This window comes from Pedobacter sp. UBA5917 (assembly GCF_002432345.1).
Classification (GTDB): Bacteria; Bacteroidota; Bacteroidia; order Sphingobacteriales; family Sphingobacteriaceae; genus Pedobacter.
On the sequence record NZ_DJDT01000284.1, the window covers coordinates 15,038 to 34,269 of the forward strand.

19 protein-coding genes are annotated in these 19,232 nt (G+C 39.5%); 13 read left to right on the top strand and 6 right to left on the bottom strand.

Annotated elements, in window-relative coordinates:
• The first annotated feature begins 70 nt into the window (after nt 1-70).
• On the top strand, nt 71-1,243 hold the full coding sequence (locus B2V92_RS19565) for an ATP-binding protein (protein WP_293311389.1): 1,173 nt from the start codon (nt 71-73) through the stop codon (nt 1,241-1,243).
• A gap of 119 nt (nt 1,244-1,362) precedes the next feature.
• Nucleotides 1,363-2,517, top strand: a complete 1,155-nt coding sequence (locus B2V92_RS19570) for an AhpC/TSA family protein (RefSeq protein ID WP_293311391.1) — start codon at nt 1,363-1,365, stop codon at nt 2,515-2,517.
• 125 nt (nt 2,518-2,642) lie between these two features.
• On the opposite strand, the gene purD is transcribed toward B2V92_RS19570, so the two are convergent.
• From purD to dcd, 5 genes are all read right to left on the bottom strand, one after another.
• A complete protein-coding gene (purD, locus tag B2V92_RS19575; RefSeq protein ID WP_293311393.1) occupies nt 2,643-3,914 on the bottom strand; it encodes a phosphoribosylamine--glycine ligase in 1,272 nt (423 codons plus the stop codon).
• A 136-nt stretch (nt 3,915-4,050) separates the two neighbouring features.
• Nucleotides 4,051-4,905: an SDR family oxidoreductase gene (locus B2V92_RS19580; protein WP_293311395.1), complete on the bottom strand. Its 855-nt coding sequence runs from the start codon at nt 4,903-4,905 to the stop codon at nt 4,051-4,053.
• A gap of 188 nt (nt 4,906-5,093) precedes the next feature.
• Nucleotides 5,094-5,855 carry an enoyl-CoA hydratase/isomerase family protein gene (locus tag B2V92_RS19585; protein WP_293311397.1) on the bottom strand — a complete coding sequence of 254 codons (762 nt, stop codon included), beginning with the start codon at nt 5,853-5,855 and terminating at the stop codon, nt 5,094-5,096.
• Between the two features lie 127 nt (nt 5,856-5,982).
• Nucleotides 5,983-8,673, bottom strand: a complete 2,691-nt coding sequence (locus B2V92_RS19590; protein ID WP_293311399.1) for a carboxypeptidase-like regulatory domain-containing protein — start codon at nt 8,671-8,673, stop codon at nt 5,983-5,985.
• Between the two features lie 640 nt (nt 8,674-9,313).
• A complete protein-coding gene (dcd, locus tag B2V92_RS19595; RefSeq protein ID WP_025143422.1) occupies nt 9,314-9,850 on the bottom strand; it encodes a dCTP deaminase in 537 nt (178 codons plus the stop codon).
• A 71-nt stretch (nt 9,851-9,921) separates the two neighbouring features.
• On the opposite strand from dcd, the gene B2V92_RS19600 reads away from it, so the two are divergent.
• From B2V92_RS19600 to B2V92_RS19625, 6 genes are all read left to right on the top strand, one after another.
• Nucleotides 9,922-10,569, top strand: a complete 648-nt coding sequence (locus B2V92_RS19600; RefSeq protein ID WP_293311402.1) for a 4'-phosphopantetheinyl transferase family protein — start codon at nt 9,922-9,924, stop codon at nt 10,567-10,569.
• 12 nt (nt 10,570-10,581) lie between these two features.
• Entirely contained in the window at nt 10,582-11,310 is a 729-nt protein-coding gene (gene lipB, locus B2V92_RS19605; RefSeq protein WP_293311404.1) for a lipoyl(octanoyl) transferase LipB, read from the top strand.
• Nucleotides 11,311-11,342: 32 nt separating this feature from the next.
• Complete coding sequence (locus B2V92_RS19610; RefSeq protein ID WP_293311406.1) at nt 11,343-12,368, top strand: serine hydrolase; 1,026 nt, start codon at nt 11,343-11,345, stop codon at nt 12,366-12,368.
• Between the two features lie 99 nt (nt 12,369-12,467).
• Nucleotides 12,468-13,127, top strand: coding sequence for an SGNH/GDSL hydrolase family protein (locus B2V92_RS19615; protein ID WP_293311408.1), 660 nt, complete (start codon nt 12,468-12,470; stop codon nt 13,125-13,127).
• Between the two features lie 86 nt (nt 13,128-13,213).
• Entirely contained in the window at nt 13,214-13,726 is a 513-nt protein-coding gene (locus B2V92_RS19620; protein WP_293311410.1) for a DUF5684 domain-containing protein, read from the top strand.
• 5 nt (nt 13,727-13,731) lie between these two features.
• Complete coding sequence (locus B2V92_RS19625; RefSeq protein WP_293311412.1) at nt 13,732-14,058, top strand: DUF2752 domain-containing protein; 327 nt, start codon at nt 13,732-13,734, stop codon at nt 14,056-14,058.
• A gap of 5 nt (nt 14,059-14,063) precedes the next feature.
• Here B2V92_RS19625 and B2V92_RS19630 read toward each other — a convergent pair whose 3' ends face one another.
• On the bottom strand, nt 14,064-14,807 hold the full coding sequence (locus tag B2V92_RS19630; protein WP_293311414.1) for an RDD family protein: 744 nt from the start codon (nt 14,805-14,807) through the stop codon (nt 14,064-14,066).
• 186 nt (nt 14,808-14,993) lie between these two features.
• Here B2V92_RS19630 and B2V92_RS19635 point away from each other — a divergent pair, with 186 nt between their 5' ends.
• The 5 genes from B2V92_RS19635 to B2V92_RS19655 all read left to right on the top strand — a co-directional run.
• Nucleotides 14,994-15,947: a stage II sporulation protein M gene (locus B2V92_RS19635; RefSeq protein ID WP_293311416.1), complete on the top strand. Its 954-nt coding sequence runs from the start codon at nt 14,994-14,996 to the stop codon at nt 15,945-15,947.
• 1 nt (nt 15,948) lies between these two features.
• Nucleotides 15,949-16,833, top strand: coding sequence for a hypothetical protein (locus B2V92_RS19640; protein WP_293311418.1), 885 nt, complete (start codon nt 15,949-15,951; stop codon nt 16,831-16,833).
• Nucleotide 16,834: 1 nt separating this feature from the next.
• Nucleotides 16,835-17,563 carry a DUF4129 domain-containing protein gene (locus B2V92_RS19645; RefSeq protein ID WP_293311420.1) on the top strand — a complete coding sequence of 243 codons (729 nt, stop codon included), beginning with the start codon at nt 16,835-16,837 and terminating at the stop codon, nt 17,561-17,563.
• The gene (locus B2V92_RS19650; RefSeq protein WP_293311422.1) at nt 17,560-18,750 is read left to right on the top strand and encodes a DUF4350 domain-containing protein; all 1,191 of its coding nucleotides are present in this window, start codon (nt 17,560-17,562) and stop codon (nt 18,748-18,750) included. Before B2V92_RS19645 ends, B2V92_RS19650 begins: the two co-directional genes overlap by 4 nt.
• A partial coding sequence (locus B2V92_RS19655; protein ID WP_293311424.1) for an AAA family ATPase occupies nt 18,731-19,232 on the top strand: 502 nt, incomplete at its 3' end. The genes B2V92_RS19650 and B2V92_RS19655, both read left to right, overlap by 20 nt.

Genomic DNA, 19,232 nt, shown 5'->3' on the forward strand with positions numbered 1-19,232 from the left:
GCTATGTAATTTCAAATTTATTGTTGTTTGTCATATCTTTTTATCATATATTTGACTAAAACAACTAACTATGCAACAATTAGTTAACAGAAATATAATCAAGCACATTCAAGATCAAAAAAGCAAATTCCCAATTATCGCATTAACCGGTCCCAGGCAATCAGGAAAAACCACCCTATTAAAAAACATTTTTAAAGATTATAGATACATTTCCTTAGAAAATCCTGACGTTAGGGCTTTTGCAACCGAAGACCCTAATGGTTTTTTAAACGAATACAACGATAAAGTGATTTTTGACGAGGTGCAAAGGGTACCATTACTTTTTTCTTATCTGCAGAGTATAGTTGATGAATCTAAAATAATGGGCCAGTTTATTTTATCGGGTTCTCAAAATTTTCATTTAATGCGGGGAATTACGCAGAGTCTTGCGGGCAGGGTAGCATTATTTAAACTTTTGCCTTTTGATTTAACGGAGCTTAAAACCAATAATTTACTAGAAGATTCATATGCCACAGCCTGTGTTAAAGGTTTTTATCCCGCTATTTACGACCGTGACATACAACCTAGCGTATATTTTGCAAATTATATACAGACCTACGTAGAAAAGGACGTAACTGAACTTTTAAATATTAAAGATTTACGGACATTCAGAACATTTATCGGCTTATGTGCCAACCAGGCCGGACAACTACTCAACCTAAGTTCACTCGCAAATGACTGCAATATCTCGCAACCAACCGCAAAAAGCTGGCTTTCAGTTTTAGAGAGCAGTTATATTATTTACCTTTTACAGCCATATTACGAAAACTTTAACAAGCGATTGGTAAAAACACCAAAATTATATTTTTATGATACAGGTCTTTTGTGCCATTTACTTAAAATTAACACCAGTGAGGCGTTAACAAAGAATAGGCTAAAGGGAAATATCTTTGAGAATATGGTAATTGCTGAATTTCAAAAACAAAACTATCACAACTATTTAAATAATGAATACTACTTTTGGCAAGATAGCAATGCCAACGAAATAGATTTACTTGAACCAACCAGTGATGGTTACTCGATATTTGAAATTAAAGCCACCCAAACCGTTACCCCCGATCTTTTTAAAAACATGGATAAGTTTGAAGCTAATGCAAATCCTAAAAAAGTGGAGAAAACATTAATCTATGGGGGATTAGAAAACCAGAAACGTAGCAAACACAAAGTTTTGAGCTGGAAATCTATTGAACAACAGCTAATTTAACAATAATAAAGCCTCCTGAATATAAAATAATATATCATAATTTTACACAGCTATTTACGTTTTTAATGCTGTTGATATCTTATATTTGAGACCATTAAATAGAACCAATTAACTTATTCATGAAAAAAATATTATTATCTGCAATGGCATTATTGCCCCTTGCAGCCTTAGCACAAAAGCCATTTACGGTAAATGGTAATATCAAAGGATTAAAAACCGGCGATAAGGTTTATCTGGTTTACAGAGCTAATGATAAATCAATCACCGATTCTGCAACTATTGCAAACGGTGCTTTCAGTTTTAAAGGTACTTTAACTGATCCCGCTGCCGGAAACCTGTTCCTGAACAAAAATCCTTATGTTAACCGCCCGGCCAAAGGCGAAGTATTGGATTATATTTCTTTGTTCCTAGAGCCAACCGCAATCAAAATAACCGGAACAGATTCTATTAAAACAGCAGCAATTACCGGATCGGTGATTAATGATGACAGTAAAAAATTAAAAGCCCTGACCAAACCTGTTGACGACCGCATTAATGCGATTAACACAGAGTATGCGAAACTTACACCAGAGCAGCAAAAAGACCCTAAGGTAAGGGAAGATGCAATGAGCCGTTACGAGAAAGCCAGCGCAGATTTAACACCTATCTTATTGAGCTATGCCAGCAGCAATCCAAAATCTTATATCAGCTTAACAGCGCTTAACCAACTGGCTACAGATCCAGATCAGGTAGTGGCGGCAGAAAAGGCTTTTACCGGATTATCGCCGGAGCTGAAAGCAAGTGCTACAGGTAAAAGAATCGCCCAGATATTTGAAGCTGGAAGAAAAACAGCAGTTGGTGCAATGGCCATGGATTTTACACAGGCAGACACTACCGGCAAACCGGTAAAATTATCTGATTTTAAAGGTAAATATGTATTGGTTGATTTTTGGGCTTCGTGGTGCGGTCCATGCCGCCAGGAAAACCCAAATGTTGTAGTAGCTTACAATAAATTTAAAGATAAAGGCTTTACTGTATTGGGCGTTTCGTTAGATGGTGGTAATACCAGAACAACCAAAGCCGCATGGTTAAAAGCGATAGAAGCAGATAAATTAACCTGGACACACGTTTCTGACTTAAACGGATGGAGTAACGAAGTAGCCAAAATGTATGGCATACAATCAATCCCTGCCAACTATTTAATTGATCCAACCGGAAAAATTATTGCCAAAGGATTAAGGGAGCAGGCTTTACAGGATAAACTACAGGAATTATTGGGAAATAAATCGAAGTAACATCATATTATTTCCAGCATCCTTAGTACAAAATAGACCCTGAAATAAATTCAGGGTGACGTAAAGGTAAAAAGAAACCCCGCAGATTAATAAATCTGAGGGGTTTCTTTTTATATCAAATTGGTTTAAACTAAATCAAAGCCAATATCTTCTCTGAAGTATTTACCATCGAAATAGATCCTTCCGGCATCAGCAGTTGCTGATTGTAACGCTGTAAATAAATCCTTCTGCAAACTGGTAATTGCAATTACACGGCCGCCATTGGTTTTAACCACATCGTTTTCCAGAAGTGTACCTGCATGGAAAGCATTAGAATGGCGTAGGTTTTCGATTCCGGTAATGGCTTTTCCTTTAAGGTAATCACCCGGATAACCGCCCGCAACAATCATAACAGTAGCAGCAGTTTGATCAGAAATGACCAAGTTCACTTCATTCAGCTTTTTATCTGCAGTAGCCAAAAAGAGTTCAACCAGATCATTTTCTATCCTTGGGATTACACTTTCGGTTTCAGGATCGCCCATACGGGCATTGTATTCGATCACAAAAGGCTCTTCCCCAACTTTGATCAGTCCGAAAAAGATGAAACCTGTATAATCGATATTATCTTTCTTTAAACCTTCTACTGTTGGTTTAATGATGCGTTCTTCTACTTTCGCCAAAAACTCCGGAGTGGCAAACGGAACAGGCGAAACCGAGCCCATACCACCAGTATTTAAACCGGTATCGTTTTGACCGATACGCTTATAATCTTTAGCCGAAGGAAGTGTAATATAGTTTTCGCCGTCGGTTAAAATAAACACCGAAAGTTCGATTCCGCTTAAAAACTGCTCAATAACTACGGTAGCTCCGGCTGCACCAAACTTACCGCCAAGCATCAGTTTTAATTCTTCCTGTGCCTCGATGGTCTCAGTGCAGATTAATACGCCTTTACCAGCAGCTAAACCATCGGCCTTTAAAACAACAGGCAATGCATGGTTTTGAAGATAAGCCAAACCATCTTCTAAAGTTTCGGGGGTAAAAGATTTTGAAGCCGCGGTAGGAATGCCATGACGCTCCATAAACTGTTTAGAAAAATCTTTACTCCCTTCTAAAATAGCTCCTTCTTTTTTAGGTCCGATAACAGGAATATGGGCAATCGCCTTATCAGCAAGGAAAAAATCGTGAATACCATTTACCAAAGGCTCTTCAGGACCTACAACAACCAGTTCGATGTTTTCGGTAAGTACTACTTTTTTAATGGCATCAAAATCGTTCACATTGATGTTGATATTGGTACCATAAGCTCCTGTGCCACCGTTTCCTGGAGCAATAATTAATTTATCGCAGTGCGAAGACTGGCTCATTTTCCAAGCGAATGCGCTTTCTCTGCCGCCTGAACCTAAAAGTAAGATATTCATATAGGGCAAAGATAAATAAAAAGGTAAGATGTATGATGGAAAAGGGAAAATGATGGATGATGTAAAATGTAAGACGGATAATGTATCTAGCAATCAGGACTTCCTACATCATCCATATTACATCTAACATTTTACATCATTTAGCGCTTCTCGTCATCTGCTCCAACATATCCCACATTTCGTTAGGGATGGCTTCTAATCCGTTCATCTGGCCTGCGCCCTGCAACCATTCGCCACCATCGATGGTAATTACTTCCCCGTTGATGTATCCGGAGAAATCGCTCACGAGAAATGCCGCTAAATTGGCTAGTTCCTGATGATCGCCCACCCTTTTTAATGGCACACGGTTTTTAAAGTCGAATTTTTTGGCCAGATCGCCGGGCAATAAACGCTCCCAGGCACCTTTGGTTGGAAATGGCCCTGGCGCAATGGCATTGGTACGGATGCCGTATTTGCCCCACTCTACTGCTAAAGATCTGGTTAAGGCCAAAACGCCACCTTTTGCACAGGCAGAAGGAACCACATAGGCCGAACCTGTAAATGCGTAAGTGGTAACGATATTTAAAACGGTTGCAGGCTGTTTTTCTTTAATCCAATGTTTACCGAAAGTAAGCGTACAGTTTACGGTTCCTTTTAATACAATATCGATAATAGACGAAAATGCATTGGCCGATAACCGCTCAGTTGGAGAAATAAAATTACCTGCAGCATTATTCAACAGCACATCAACCGACCCAAAACGTTCAAGGGTTTTAGCAAGAACATTTTCCACCTGTGTAACCTCTCTCACATCGCAGGCCACTGCCAGTATTTTACCACCTGTTTTCTCTTCCATTTCGTCGGCAGTTTTTTGAAGAACATCCTGCTTACGACTGGTAATGACCAGATTGGCACCCAATTTCAGGAAATAAACACCCATTGCCTTCCCCAGTCCGGTTCCGCCACCTGTAATTACAATGGTTTTTCCTTTTAAAGCGTCTTCTCTAAGCATTGGTGAGTTATAACTGAACATAATTGTATTTGGTTAATTGTTGAGGTTTAATTGTTTATTGTTGAGATTGTTTTATTGCTGGTAATGGTTAATCGTATAAACTGGTTAATGGTTTAATGGTTCATAGTTGATAGTCAAATTGTTTACATCAAACCGTTAATTGAAAACTGCAAACCGCCAACTGATAACTATTTCCGTTGCAGATTAGCTAAAATCGTTTGCAAAATATGGCGTGTTGCCGGCGACCACCATTGGGCCAACATTTTCTCCAAAGTTTCTGATTGATCGGCCGATACCGCAGCAATGAGTTCTTCGCGGATATTAAGCTTACTTTGCGACCATGTATTGCTTTCGAGTTCCATGTACTTTTTAATTTTACGTTCAGCAGCTGTAAGCATGCTTTCGTTTTTAACCACTTCATCCACCAAACCTGCTTTTAAGGCCTCCTCCGGGCTGTACAATTTGCCCGAAAGCAAACTACGGCTAGCTTCGGCTTTGCCTATCCAAAAAGCATATAACTGGAAAATACTGTTTGGCACAATAATACCTACGGGCACTTCATTTAAACCGATAATATATTGCCCTTCGGCCATAATACGATAATCGCAAGCCAGGGCCATCACACAACCACCTGCCGGACTATGGCCACTGATGGCTGCAATAATCGGTTTTTTAAAAGCAACCATATTAGCTGTAAAGCCTAGAAACAATTCCCAGAAAGATTTAGCTTCCTCTTCGTTATAGTTATAGAGTTCTATCAAATCTAAACCTGCAGAAAAAAAAGGTGCGGTTCCGGTTAAAATTACGCCGCCGATATTATCATCGGCAGCGATATTTTTAAGCATATCATTAAGTTCGGTAATCAGCTCGCGGTTTAAAGCGTTCGATTTACCCCTATCCAATGTAATGGTTGCTAAACGGTCTTTAACACTTACTTTTATTGTATTCATATTGTAAATAGTATCAGGATTTGAAAATATAGTATCAAGATTTGAGTATTGAGTATCAAATACTGAGAATCAAGACAAACACACACAAGCTATGCATGCATACTAATTCAAATTTATCTATTTTTTACTATTTCACATCATAAGTATAAACTTTTCTGCCCAAATGGCCCGAGGCATCGATCCCTTCAATCACGACGCGGTAATTTCCAGGTTCGTCGGCGTTATAGAATTCGAACTTTGCTTTTCCGTCTTTTTCTGCCACCACCTGTGGGTTCCAATAAATTGTTGTTCTTAAATCGGCCCTGCTGCTGGTGCTTTCAGCATCGTATTTTGGCGAATAAAAGGCACGCGAAATCGAGAATCCTTTAGGGTTTAAGGTTACAATACCCGGCGCATAACGATTAGTGCTTCTTCCTCCGTCGCCCCGTTTAGTGGTGATGATAATCACCCCGCCACTACCCTGCGAACCATAAATTGCCGTATTTCCAATACTTTTCAGCAATTCTATAGATTCAACATCAGAAGGAACCACGTTATCAAGAAAATCGGCTTCCATTTGCATTCCATCAACAATAATCTGGACCGGGGTATTTTGGCTGCGCATTAAATAAGGTACATTCCCTCTAAAAATCACCCCCGGCAAACGGCCCTGCAAGCATTGCGAAAGGGTTACACAGGTAGACAATTGATCGGCCGTCATTACATAATCAGCCCTACCCGCGCCATTCAGGTTTGAGGAATTTTTAGCGGGGTTTTTCTTTTCGGTAATGGTTACCTCTTCCAGTTTAATGGTTCTTTCGAGTAAGCCCAAGCGGGTCATCTCGTTAAAATAGTTATCACTTTCCTTAATATATTTCATTAAGGTATTGTTCACATTTACATCAATATCGGCACCGTTTTTATTTTTGGTTACAATCTGGCCTGGAACAACATCGAGGTTGATATCAACAAACTTACGTTCGGTTTTGGTTCTGGCCTGTACCACAAATTTTGTACTGTCGCTAAATTCAAGATTATCGAAAACGAATTTCCCCTCTGCATTGGTAACGGTATCCAAAATGTACATCGTTCCTTTTGTAGCCATTAACATTACTTTTCCACCCGGAACAGGTTTATTCCCTTTGGTTACTGTACCGCTGATGGTAATAGATTGTTCGGGTTTATAGGTAATGGCCGGACCAACGTTATTGATGATATTTTTCCAAATAAACCTTCTCCAGCCCTGTGTTAACATCAGGTTATCGAGCTCTTTTTGGGTCTGAATATCATCTTTCAAAAAATAGTGGTTGGGTTTCTCCACATAACCGGTCAAGTCAGAAGTAAGCAATAGAGAGGTAAGGATATTCGATTCGTTATCTTCATCAGGAGCTACCTTGGTTGCATTGGTAACGGCAACAGAGAAACTGCCCAGTACCGGTTGTCCGCCATTAACAGCATCGAAAGTAAAGGTGGCTTTTCCCTTTTTCGCTGTCGAAGCCCCAGATGAATTAAGCGATAAATCGATCAAACCAGATTTATTGTTTACAAAGATCAAGCGCTCCGCAACAGGCTGGTTGGCTCCCGAGAACAAAGTGAACTGGACAATTCCGGTTGGCAGGTTCTTTTTAGGGATATTGGCCAATAGCACCTGCTTATCCATTTTAGCTTTTGAGACGTAATACACGTTTCCACCGTGCTGCGCTACAACTTTCAACTCTTCGCCGTTTACCAGATCGGCACTGGCCAAAATTTTAAGCGTTACTTTACCGGTATCCAGTGCATTTAAGGAAACCGTATAACCACTTTTGGATGCTGTAGGAAGTTTTATAGTTTTCTGGGATCCATCTTTAAACTTAATTTTAGCAGAATATGATTTTCCGGCCTGGTTGTTAAAAACAAAATTGCCCATTCCCAGGTAACTCGTTGCAAAACTGGTTACTTCGGCTCCGGCATCATCAACAATGGTACCTTCTACATCTTCGCCCTTACCACTTGAGTTTACTGCTTTTATTGCCACTTTTTGAGGCAGTTCTTCTATCAGTGATCCTCCTTCCGGCATAAACTGAACATCTACATCATTTGAGGTTGAAGTGATCGGGATTGATTTGATTACTTTCTGTTTGTTATCAAGGGTAATGGTGGCTACAATCTTACCCGATTTATTGGTAAAGGGCTGGCTATTGGCAAAATTGATTACGGCATCACCGGTTAAACTGGTTTTTACTTTGCCTTTTGCAACTGAGCGATAATCTAACTGCACATCATAACTTACCTCATTCTCGCTATAAGCCACTCCGTTTTTATCCTCGAAATGAACTGTGGCACTTACTTTATCGGCATTGTTTTCTTTGGTAAAGTTATAGGTGGTTTTTGTAAAAACTTTGTTAGCCCAACTGTTTCCGATCTTAATTGTCTTATCGAAGAAGAAATCTGTACCAAAATTCCGCATGTAATTGGTATATGCCCTGATGCGGTAATTGCCCTCGCCAAGTGAATCTGTAAGCTTAAAATCGCCCCAGGTGATGCCGCCCATTATAGGCAATTTTAGCATTTTTTTAAGGGAATCTTTTTCGTTAATCAGCTCTACATAAAGTATTTTACTGATGTTTGATGGGGCCGAAGTTTTGGTATTTACAACATAGGCTTTGAACCAAATATCGTCTCCAATGGCGTAATAGGGCTTATCTAAATGAAGATGGACTTTTTCCTGTGGGTATTTGCTGGTGTAATCTTCGAATTTTTGTAAGAGCTGACTGAAGGGGTCATCGTCCATTTTAAATGCGGTAAATCCGAGCAATAAACAGACAAAACTGAGTGCGAGAATAATTCTGGGTTTCATGTGGTTAGGTAATATAAATAAGCCTCAAGGTACAAAACCTGTGGCATACTTTTATGAAGTTACCGTGAAATTTAGTTAGTATAGCGCTGAGATAGGCGTTAAGCGATTAGCGTTGACTTAACCATTGATAAACGATTTTAATGAAACCTTCCTGCAGTGTGCAGCGAACTCTCATGAGTAGTAGAAAGCATCCGCCCCAGGAGAGCATGGTTTCTAATAGCTTTATTTGGCGATTTGCAGTACACAGTTAACCATCATAATCAATTACCAATAATCAAATCACAATGTTCAAACCTAGCGATCGGTTTAGCAATCGCCACAACACAGTTAACCGATTAACCAATTTATACAGTTAACCATAAATGACCATTAAGAAGTTAAGAAAGTTAAGGTTTTAGCAGTTTGCAATACAGCAATCGAACAATTTAGCAATCGCCACAACACAGTTAACCGATTAACCCCCTGAGCGTAGTCGAAGGGTAAACAGTTAACCATAAATTGACCATTAAGAAGTTAAGAAAGTTAAGGTTTTAGCGGTTTACAATACAACAATCTAACAATTTAGCAATTGAACGCAGTTAACCGATTAACCAATTTATACGATTAACCATTCCCAACAATCCTAGAAATTAACCAATCGCTAGAACTTATTCTTCCACATCATACTCTCTACCGGCCTTGTAGTTTTATTATTGTATTTGGCGTTTCCTTTTGAGTTATACATGGTTTCGATATTACCTTCTACAGCGAAATAGATTAACTGACCTATCGGCATACCTGCATAAATTTTAACAGGCTGTGCCACCGATATCTCCAATGTCCAGGTGTTACAGAACCCCACATCTCCTTTTCCGGCGGTTGCATGGATATCGATCCCTAAACGACCTGTGCTGCTTTTCCCTTCTAAAAAAGGAACATGTTTGTGTGTTTCGGTGTATTCTAATGTTACGCCCAGATATAAAACACCAGGATGAAGAACAAAGCCGTCTTTGGGGATTTCGAAATGCTCGATCTCGTTGTGCGCTTTTGCATCCAATACACGGCTTTTATAGGTAGCCAAATATTTTCCCAAATGAACATCATACGAGTTTGTTCCCAAACATTCGCGTTTAAAAGGCTCGATGATGATTGTACCCTTCTCAATTTCTTCTAATATCCTGCTATCAGATAATATCATTTTTATGCGTATTTTTGGCCTAAATTATCATTTATTTAAGATAATTTTGCATGTAATCTCCAATTTAATCAATGCCAATCGTTTACAATAAAAATATTGATCAGCATTCTGTTTTAGCAATTTGGAAAATTGAGGAAACGGAAGAGGAATTGTTGGCCGGACTGCAGCTTAAGCAGCATGAACGTGATATTATATCTTCGTTAAACAGCGGCAAAAGATTGCTGCATTGGCTCAGCACGAGGTTGTTGTTGAGAACAATGCTTAACACCACCGAATACATCGATTGCCAGTTTGATGAACACGGCAAACCTTACCTGGTTAATTTCGATTACCACATTTCATTAAGTCATTCTTTTGATTATGCTGCAGTAATGATCAGCAAAGACCACCCTGTTGGGGTTGATATCGAACTGATCAAACACAAGATAAAAAGTATTAAACACAAATTTTTGAGCGATGTAGAACTTGCCCAGAAACAGATTGGCGATAATACCGAAGGTTTATATGTGGCCTGGTGTGCCAAAGAGGCCATTTATAAGTGGCATGGCAAAAAAGGGCTGGAATTTAAACAGCATATCCATATCAAACCGTTTAAATTGAAAAGTGAGGGATCGCTAAATGCCATAGTTGAGCTTCCTAATGGTACGCGTGAGCTTAGCGTAAACTATTTTAAAACCAACGATGGTTACATGTTGGGTTACGTGGCAGGCAATTCTTAAAAATATACAGCGATGAACGAGACAGCAGAAAAAGTAATTGCAGCCGATCTGGCCCCTACCATTTTTAGCGATTGGGGTTTAACCGATTACCAGGAAGCCTGGGATAAACAGGAAGATTTACTGAATAAAACGGTGGCTATTAAAACAGAAAACCGTGTAAACAATACTCAAAAACCCACGCCCAACCACTTGGTTTTTTGCGAACACCCCCACGTGTACACATTAGGCAAAAGCGGTCACCCCGAAAATTTATTGTTAGACGAGCAAGGGCTAAAGGATAAAAAAGCTACGTATTACAAAATAAACCGGGGTGGTGATATTACCTACCACGGCCCGGGGCAGATTGTAGGTTACCCTATTCTTGATCTCGATAATTTCTTTACCGACATCCACTTATACCTGCGTACACTGGAAGAAGCGGTGATATTGACTTTAAAAGATTATGGTATAGAAGCGGGCCGCTACCCTGGTTATACCGGTGTTTGGTTAGATGCCGACAACGAAAACGCGCGCAAAATCTGCGCCATGGGCGTACGCTGCAGCCGTTGGGTTACCATGCACGGCTTCGCTTTTAATGTAAATGTAGATCTCGATTATTTCAAAAATATTGTTCCCTGCGGTATTGATGATAAAGCGGTAACTTCTTTGGCAAATGAGCTCGGTTATCAACTGGATATGGAAGAAGTAAAGGAAAAACTTAAAAACCACATCGCCAACCTTTTTAAAATGAAACTGATATAGTGGGCAGGTTATTCCTTATTTTTTTATGTGTTATGGCCACAACCGGCGTTTCTGCACAGCACCTGCAAGAGGTGATTAAATTTATAAAGGATAACCCCAAAAAAGCGGCCTTTGTACTTGTTGAGCAGGATAAAAAAGTGCTCAATTATAACGGCAACCAATTAATGCCCCTCGCTAGTGCGGCCAAAACCATTATCGCCATCGAGTTTGCCAACCAGGTAGCATCTAAAAAGCTTGATCCGCAGCAGAAAATTGTAGTAAGCGAACTTTACAAATACTATGTTCCCTCTACCGATGGAGGCGCACATATAGCATGGCTAAAATCCATTAAAAAGAAAAAAGGCGACTTTGTTTCTTTATTGCAGATAGCCAAAGGAATGATCGAGTTTAGCTCAAATGCCAATACCGAATACCTTGAAGATTTGTTGGGTTTAGCCAATATTAACCGAAATATCAAATCATTAAAGCTAAAAGAACATACCCCGTATTTCTACTTCACGGCAGGCGCATTAATGACTTGCTTAAAACCTGAAAACATTGATGAAGAAACCTGGGCTAAACAGCTAAAAGCAATGCCATTGGAAGAATACAGGAAAAAGTGCGAAAGCAACCACTTGAAGTTAAAAACAGATCCTGCATTTATAAAGACCTTCAATTTTAAAAACCTATCGTTAAGATTGCAGAAAATCTGGTCGGATAGATTAGTGGCTTCAACTACTGCCAACTATGTTAGTATTATGCAGAAGATTAACAGCCGGAATTATTTTAAAGCTGAAGTTCAGCGTACGCTTGATCAGATTATGGAATGGCCAATGGCAAATCCCGATAATCAGAACGCTTTTCGTCACCTCGGACAAAAAAGTGGTTCAACTGCATTTGTTTTAACCGATGCTTTTTACCTGACCGACAAAAAAGGAGGGAAAATATCCTGTGCTTTTTTCTTTAACAACTTAACCGAAACAGAAAATGCCATGATCGACCGGAATTTTGGAGATTTTGAAGACGCCATTATTACAGATCCTGCTTTTAGAAAACAATTGATCAGCGTATTAAAATAAAACTAAGATTAAAGCTACTTCGTAGATTAGGCTATGAAGATTTTATTGAACCTCGTTTTATTTTCTTTCTTAACTTCGGGCTGTACAAAACAAACGCCCATGATTAACGAACCTGTTATCGAACAGCCTACAAACCTATCAAATGGAACTGGTAATTTTACTTATCTGGCCCTTGGGGATTCTTACACCATAGGCGAATCTGTAAAACAGACAGAATCGTTCCCTTACCAGCTTCAGGCTATGCTAAAAGCCAATGGAAATAATGTATCCAATCCTAAAATTATAGCTACCACAGGATGGACTACAGATGAACTACAGGCCGCCATAAAAAAAGAGAACCTAAACGGAACCTATAGCTTTGTTACGCTATTAATTGGTGTGAATAACCAATACCGTGGCTACCCGCTTAACACTTACAAAAAAGAGTTCGCAGAATTGTTACAAACGGCAATTGCATTTGTAGGTGGCGATAAGCGTAAAGTTTTTGTGGTTTCTATCCCCGATTGGGGCGTTACCCCTTTTGCCAAAAACTCGGGCAGAAGTGCTGAAACCATTGCAGCGGAAATCGATAATTTTAATGCTGCAAACCAGGAAATCGCGCGCTCAGCAGGTGTAAGCTACACCAACATTACTCCGGCATCAAGAAATGCGGCTACCGATAAATCTTTAATTGCCGACGACGGCCTGCATCCAAGCGCTAAAATGTATGGCCAATGGGCAGAAGCTTTATCAACAAAAGTGGTCAATGTGTTGAAATAATTTAACCCTTATTTATTCTGTTTTTAAATTAAAAAAATTACTTTAGTTTAACTATTTAAATTAAATCACCTTAAAAACAGTAGATTATGAATGAGTATGATTCTTCAAGCGGAATAGCCGCGGGCATTGGTGTGGTAGGTGGAATCCTGTACCTGGCAATATTTGTTCTTTATATTGCCGGCATGTGGAAAGTGTTCGAAAAAGCAGGGAAACCAGGCTGGGCAGCTCTTATTCCTATTTATAACATCATCGTTTGGGTCGAAATTATTGGCAAACCAATGATCTGGGTATTATGGTTACTTATCCCCTGCGTTAATATTGTTTTTGGAATCTGGGCAACAAACTTATTAAGCAAGAGCTTTGGCAAATCAGAAGGTTTTACAGTAGGTTTGATCTTGTTCTTTTATATTTTCTGGCCTATTTTAGGATTTGGTTCTGCAACATATTTAGGCCCATCGGCAGCAGAAGCACAAAATGGCGGCTTTGGAAATAACCCTTTCAACAACCCCAATAACCCTTTTAACAGCCCAAATAATCCTTTTAACAAACCAACTGATAACCAGAATACTCCGAACGATACCCCTCCACCGGTAGTTTAATCAGTATGTTCACCATATTTATATTTTGCAGCTCAATCAACGTGTTTGATTGGCTGCAAAATCATTTAATAGCCTGTCCATTTAAAACTTTAACCGGGATCGACTGTCCGGGATGTGGTTTCCAAAGATCATTGATTGCCCTGATGCAGGGCGATTTATCAAAAAGCTGGTCGCTTTATCCGCCAACTATCCCATTGCTGTTTCTGTTTATATCCGCTGGTTTATTGTATCGGCTAAAAATCAAACAGCATTCCTTAATCTTTAAAATACTGGTAATTGCAGTGGGTAATTTTGTAATGCTCTCCTACATCCACAAAATGTTTTTTAGCTAACGTTTCTAAACTGTCATGCTGGCTGTTAAGTGGTTATAATCTTTCAGCACTGTTTCCAAAAACTGTAACTCGTTCATCCCTTCGGGTACCGTAGCAACAATGTGTTCCTTTATTTTGGCAGCCATGGTATAAATCAGGTTTGCATTTCCGGTTTGGTAATAACCTGTAAGCACATCGTGTACCAATTCAATATCGCGATCGTTTAAATGTAAAACCTCTTTAAATTTAGGCTCATACTCATCAGGGATGTTGAAACTGAAGGGCACGCTTTCAAACGCTGTACGGGGCTTGGTTTTGATCAATGTAGTTTTGGCCAATATATCGCCCAAGCGTTGGTGTTTTTCGGTTACAACAACAGAAACCAGCGCCACTACGCCCCAACCGAAAGGGAAACCAAAATCGATCATCCTGAACAGCCACCTAAAAATATATTGCCCGAAAGTTGGCTGTGTACCATCAATGCTGATCACTTTTATCTTAAGCACTTTCTTTCCAAGTGTTTGCCCATCCATGGTAATTTCGCAAACCAGGTCGTAAAAGGCAAATATCGCGATGAAAACAAAAAGGATAACCAGCGCACCATTTCCGGAAGTTGCCATAGCTGCGGCGCCCATCACCACCAGCGTGATGATTGCAATAAATACAAATATGGCCAGATCAATACACCTCGCGGCTATCCGCTCCCCCAATCCGGCAATTTCATAATCAATATCAATATTTTGAGCAGTGCTAATCCTGATGCTATCCATATTCAAACATAATTTTTTTTAAAGATAATCGGTATAAATCCGCCTGTATTTTTTTCGAACTAAAGTTTTCTTATATTTTTCAGTTTAGAGCATACATCTATGTATATTTGTTTAGGGGCAAACATTAATTGTGATTTCATTTCAATAAAAAATTAACTATTTTAACCCAACATTTGGCACCATTAGATGAGAGAAGCATTATTTGTTAAACAGAATTCGGAAAAGTGGCAACATTACGACTCCATGCAACAAGCCAATCCGGATGAAGTGGCCAACCAGTTTATCGAAATCACCAACGATCTTGCCTACTCCAAAACTTTTTATCCCAACTCCAAAACCACTGCCTATTTAAATGGCCTGGCCTCAAAACTGCATCAATCGGTTTATAAGAACAAAAAAGAGAAATCGAACAGGTTTATTTCCTTCTGGAAAACCGAATTGCCGTTAATCTTTTTAAAACACAGAAAGCAGGTATTTTATGCCCTTGCTTTTTTTCTGATTTCCTGTGCCATAGGGGCATTATCGGCCAAATACGACGATACTTTTGTGCGTTTAATTATGGGCGATGGTTATGTAAACATGACCAATGAGAGCATTGCTAAAGGTGATCCGTTTGGGGTATACAAGCAGGACAACCCATTTATGATGTTTTTGCAGATCGGCTCAAATAACATTTTTGTAGCCTTATATACTTTTGTGCTGGGCATTATATTTTCGTTCGGTTCCATTGTTTCATTGTTCAGAAACGGGATTATGCTGGGCTCCTTCCAATATTTCTTTTTTAGCAAGGGCTTAGGTTTCAAATCTGTTCTGGTCATCTGGATCCATGGTACTCTCGAAATATCGGCCATTGTACTTGCAGGTGCCGCCGGTTTAATTTTGGGCAACAGCCTGCTATTTCCAAAAACCTATACCCGCATGGCATCGGTGCTTAAGGGAGCCAAAGATGGGTTAAAAATCGTGATCGGCCTCATACCCATCTTTATTGTGGCTGCCTTTTTCGAAAGTTTTGTTACCCGCCATACCGAAATGCCCATTTGGTTAAGCTTGTTCATATTGATATCGTCTGCTGCTTTTATCAATTGGTATGTATTTATTTACCCCACTAAAGTTTACCGCAAACAACCTACACTAGATTAACATGATTGCTAAAATAGAATTTAAGAAAAGAAGAGATTTTGGGCAGGTGATAAACGATACTTTCACCTTTATGCGGCAGAATTTTAAACCACTCATCAAGGTATATTTTACATTTTGCGGTTTATTTGTTGCCGCCAGTATGTTAACCATGTTATTACAGCAATATAAAATGGTCAACATTATTAATACCATCGGTATTGAGGGAAAAACAGACAGATTTGGCATTGGCTCCCTGTATGGCTTAGAATATTTTTTGTCTATTTTATTCTCCTTATTTTCATATAACAGTATCACTGTGGCTTTACATTCATATATCGCCATTTATGTTAAAAAAGGAAACGAAATACCTACCATCGATGAGGTTTGGGTCTATTTTAAATATTATTTTTTCAGGGTTTTCTGGAGTTCCATTGCACTGGCCCTCATGTTGGCCGTAGCCCTTGTATTCTGTCTGGTACCCGGTCTTTGGTTATTTCCTTATGTATGCATGTTTTTTCCGATCATGATAATGGAAAATGGCTCATTGGGCCATTCCTTTAGCAGGAGTTTCGCATTGATTAAAGATAATTTCTGGGTTACGTTTGGTACCCTCATTGTAGTGTGGATTATTGTTTATGCCTGTATGAGCATGGTTGTTTTACCCACCAGTTTGTTCAACATGATCGGCATGTTTACACACAAATCACCCCACATGTCGTTAACATTAACCATGATTACCACTGTGCTGCAATCGCTTTGCCAGGTTTTTACCATCATTCCTATCATAACAATTTCGTTGGCATATTTCAGTCTGGTAGAGCAGAAAGAAAGCATTGGGTTAATGGAACGCATTTCTAATTTCGGCAGCACCGAAAAACCGATAGATACCAGACCAGAAGAATATTAAAATGCAACGCCTCCCCTTCCGATATCTTCTTGTTTTTCTTTTGTTTTTTATTCCGGTAATCAGCAATGCGCAAAGCGTTAAACCCAAGCCAAAAGCCCAGGTAATACGTATCGACAGTGCAAAGATTACAGCATCTAAGTTTGATAAAGACTCGTTAAGCAATTATAAAGAGCAGAAAGAATTCCAATATGATGAAATTGGCCAGGAGCAGTTATCCTGGTGGGACAGATTCTGGATGTGGTTCTGGAGTATGATCGGGAGGCTTTTCACAGGTGCCGCTGCCAATCCTTTTTCGAGGTATATTTTTATCGGACTGGGCATAGCAGTTGTACTGTACATCGTGATAAAAGCTATTGGTACCGAAAATATATTCAGGAAGAAATCAAAGGAAACCATTCTTCCTTACGATGTAATTACCGAAAACATCCACGAAATAGACTATGAAAAGGAGCTGCAAAGATTAATCGCCGAAAAGAAATTCCGTTTGGCAGTGAGGCTTTTATATTTAAGGACACTAAAAACATTGAGCGATGCAGAAATGATTTATTGGCAGCCCGATAAAACCAATTACAACTATTTAATGGAAATCAATAAATCCGAACTCAGAAATGATTTCGGGCGGCTCACGCTCCAGTTCGATTATATCTGGTATGGCGATTTTCCTGTTGATGAAGTGAAGTTTGAGCCCATCAAGCAATCGTTTAACCAGTTTAACGGCCAGATTAGATGAAAGGTTACAGAATATATCTGATCATAGGTTCTATCCTGATCCTCGGCTATCTGGTTGCGCAGTACAACAAACCTACACCAACAAACTGGGCGCCAACTTATGCGGTAAAAGATAAAATTCCTTATGGAACCTATATCCTGTACCATCGTATAAAAGATATTTTGCCCAAAGCAGACATCAAACAATCGAAAACGGCCATTTACAATACTTTAAAAGCAAAAAAATTTAATAAAACCGCTTATTTGATTGTTGCACAAAAGGCCGAAATCAGCAAAACAGATTTCGATCAGCTGGTAAAATACATGCAGGCGGGCAACGATGCCTTTATTGCCAGTTATGATTTAGGGAAGATCGAAAAAGACTTAAAAATAGAAGCTTCCGGCTCAATGTCGGCTGAGGGCAGGACACTTAATTTTACCAATCCAAACTTAAAAACCGAAGCCAGTTACGGTTTCGAAAGGGGAATTGGCAGTCAGTATTATAACAAGCTCGATACTGCTAAAGCCACTGTTTTGGGTGTGAATGGAAATGGGAAACCTAACTTTATACGTTACAGCTATGGAAAAGGCAATCTTTATCTGATTGCCGAGCCCGGTTTTTATACCAATTTTAACCTGCTCGATAAGTATGGGGCAGAATATGCTGCCAAAACCCTGAGTTACCTGCAGGGAAATACGCAGGTAATTTTTGATGGATATTTTACCGGACAGGAAAACACCACGACCGACATGCTTAGGGTATTTTTTAAGCACCCTGAGCTTAAATTCGCCTATTACCTGAGCATTTTTGGCCTGATTATTTTTGTTCTTTACGATATCAAGCGCAGGCAGCGGATTATTCCTATTGCCGATCCGCTTACCAACTCATCGCTGGCCTTTGTTAATGTAGTAGGCAGTGTTTACTATCACGAGCGGAACAACCTCGATATTGCCTTAAAAAAAATCAACTACTTTATGGAGTACCTACGGAGCCGGTATTACCTTAAAACCAACGATATCGACAGTGAATTTGCACAGCTATTGACAGAAAAAACAGGCATTAATGAAACACTGGCCAAAACATTAACGAGGTATTTTATCGAAACACCCAAAATGGGTGATTTAAGCGATACACAATTGATCAATTTAAACGAAAGCATAGAACAGTTTTATAAAATTACGCAAAGCAATGGAACAAGAACAGTTTAACCCACGTACGGATTTAAGTGCCTTAAATGCGGCCGTAAACCAGATCAGATCGGTACTTGGAAATATTATAGTGGGCCAAAAACAGGTGATTGATTTTCTGATTGTTGGTTTACTTGCCGATGGACATATATTAATCGAAGGAGTGCCCGGTGTAGCAAAAACACTTAGTGCCAAACTGCTTGCCAAATCAATCGACGCACAGTTTTCGAGGGTACAGTTTACACCCGATTTAATGCCTTCGGATGTTTTGGGAACACCTATTTTCAATACCAAAACAGGTGATTTTGAATTTAGAAAGGGTCCCATTTTTGGCAATATTATTTTGGTGGATGAAATTAACCGTGCACCGGCTAAAACCCAGTCGGCCCTTTTTGAAGTAATGGAAGAGCGCCAGGTAACCATCGATGGACAAACTTATATTATGGACGAACCTTTTATGGTTTTAGCTACCCAGAACCCGATTGAGCAGGAAGGAACCTATC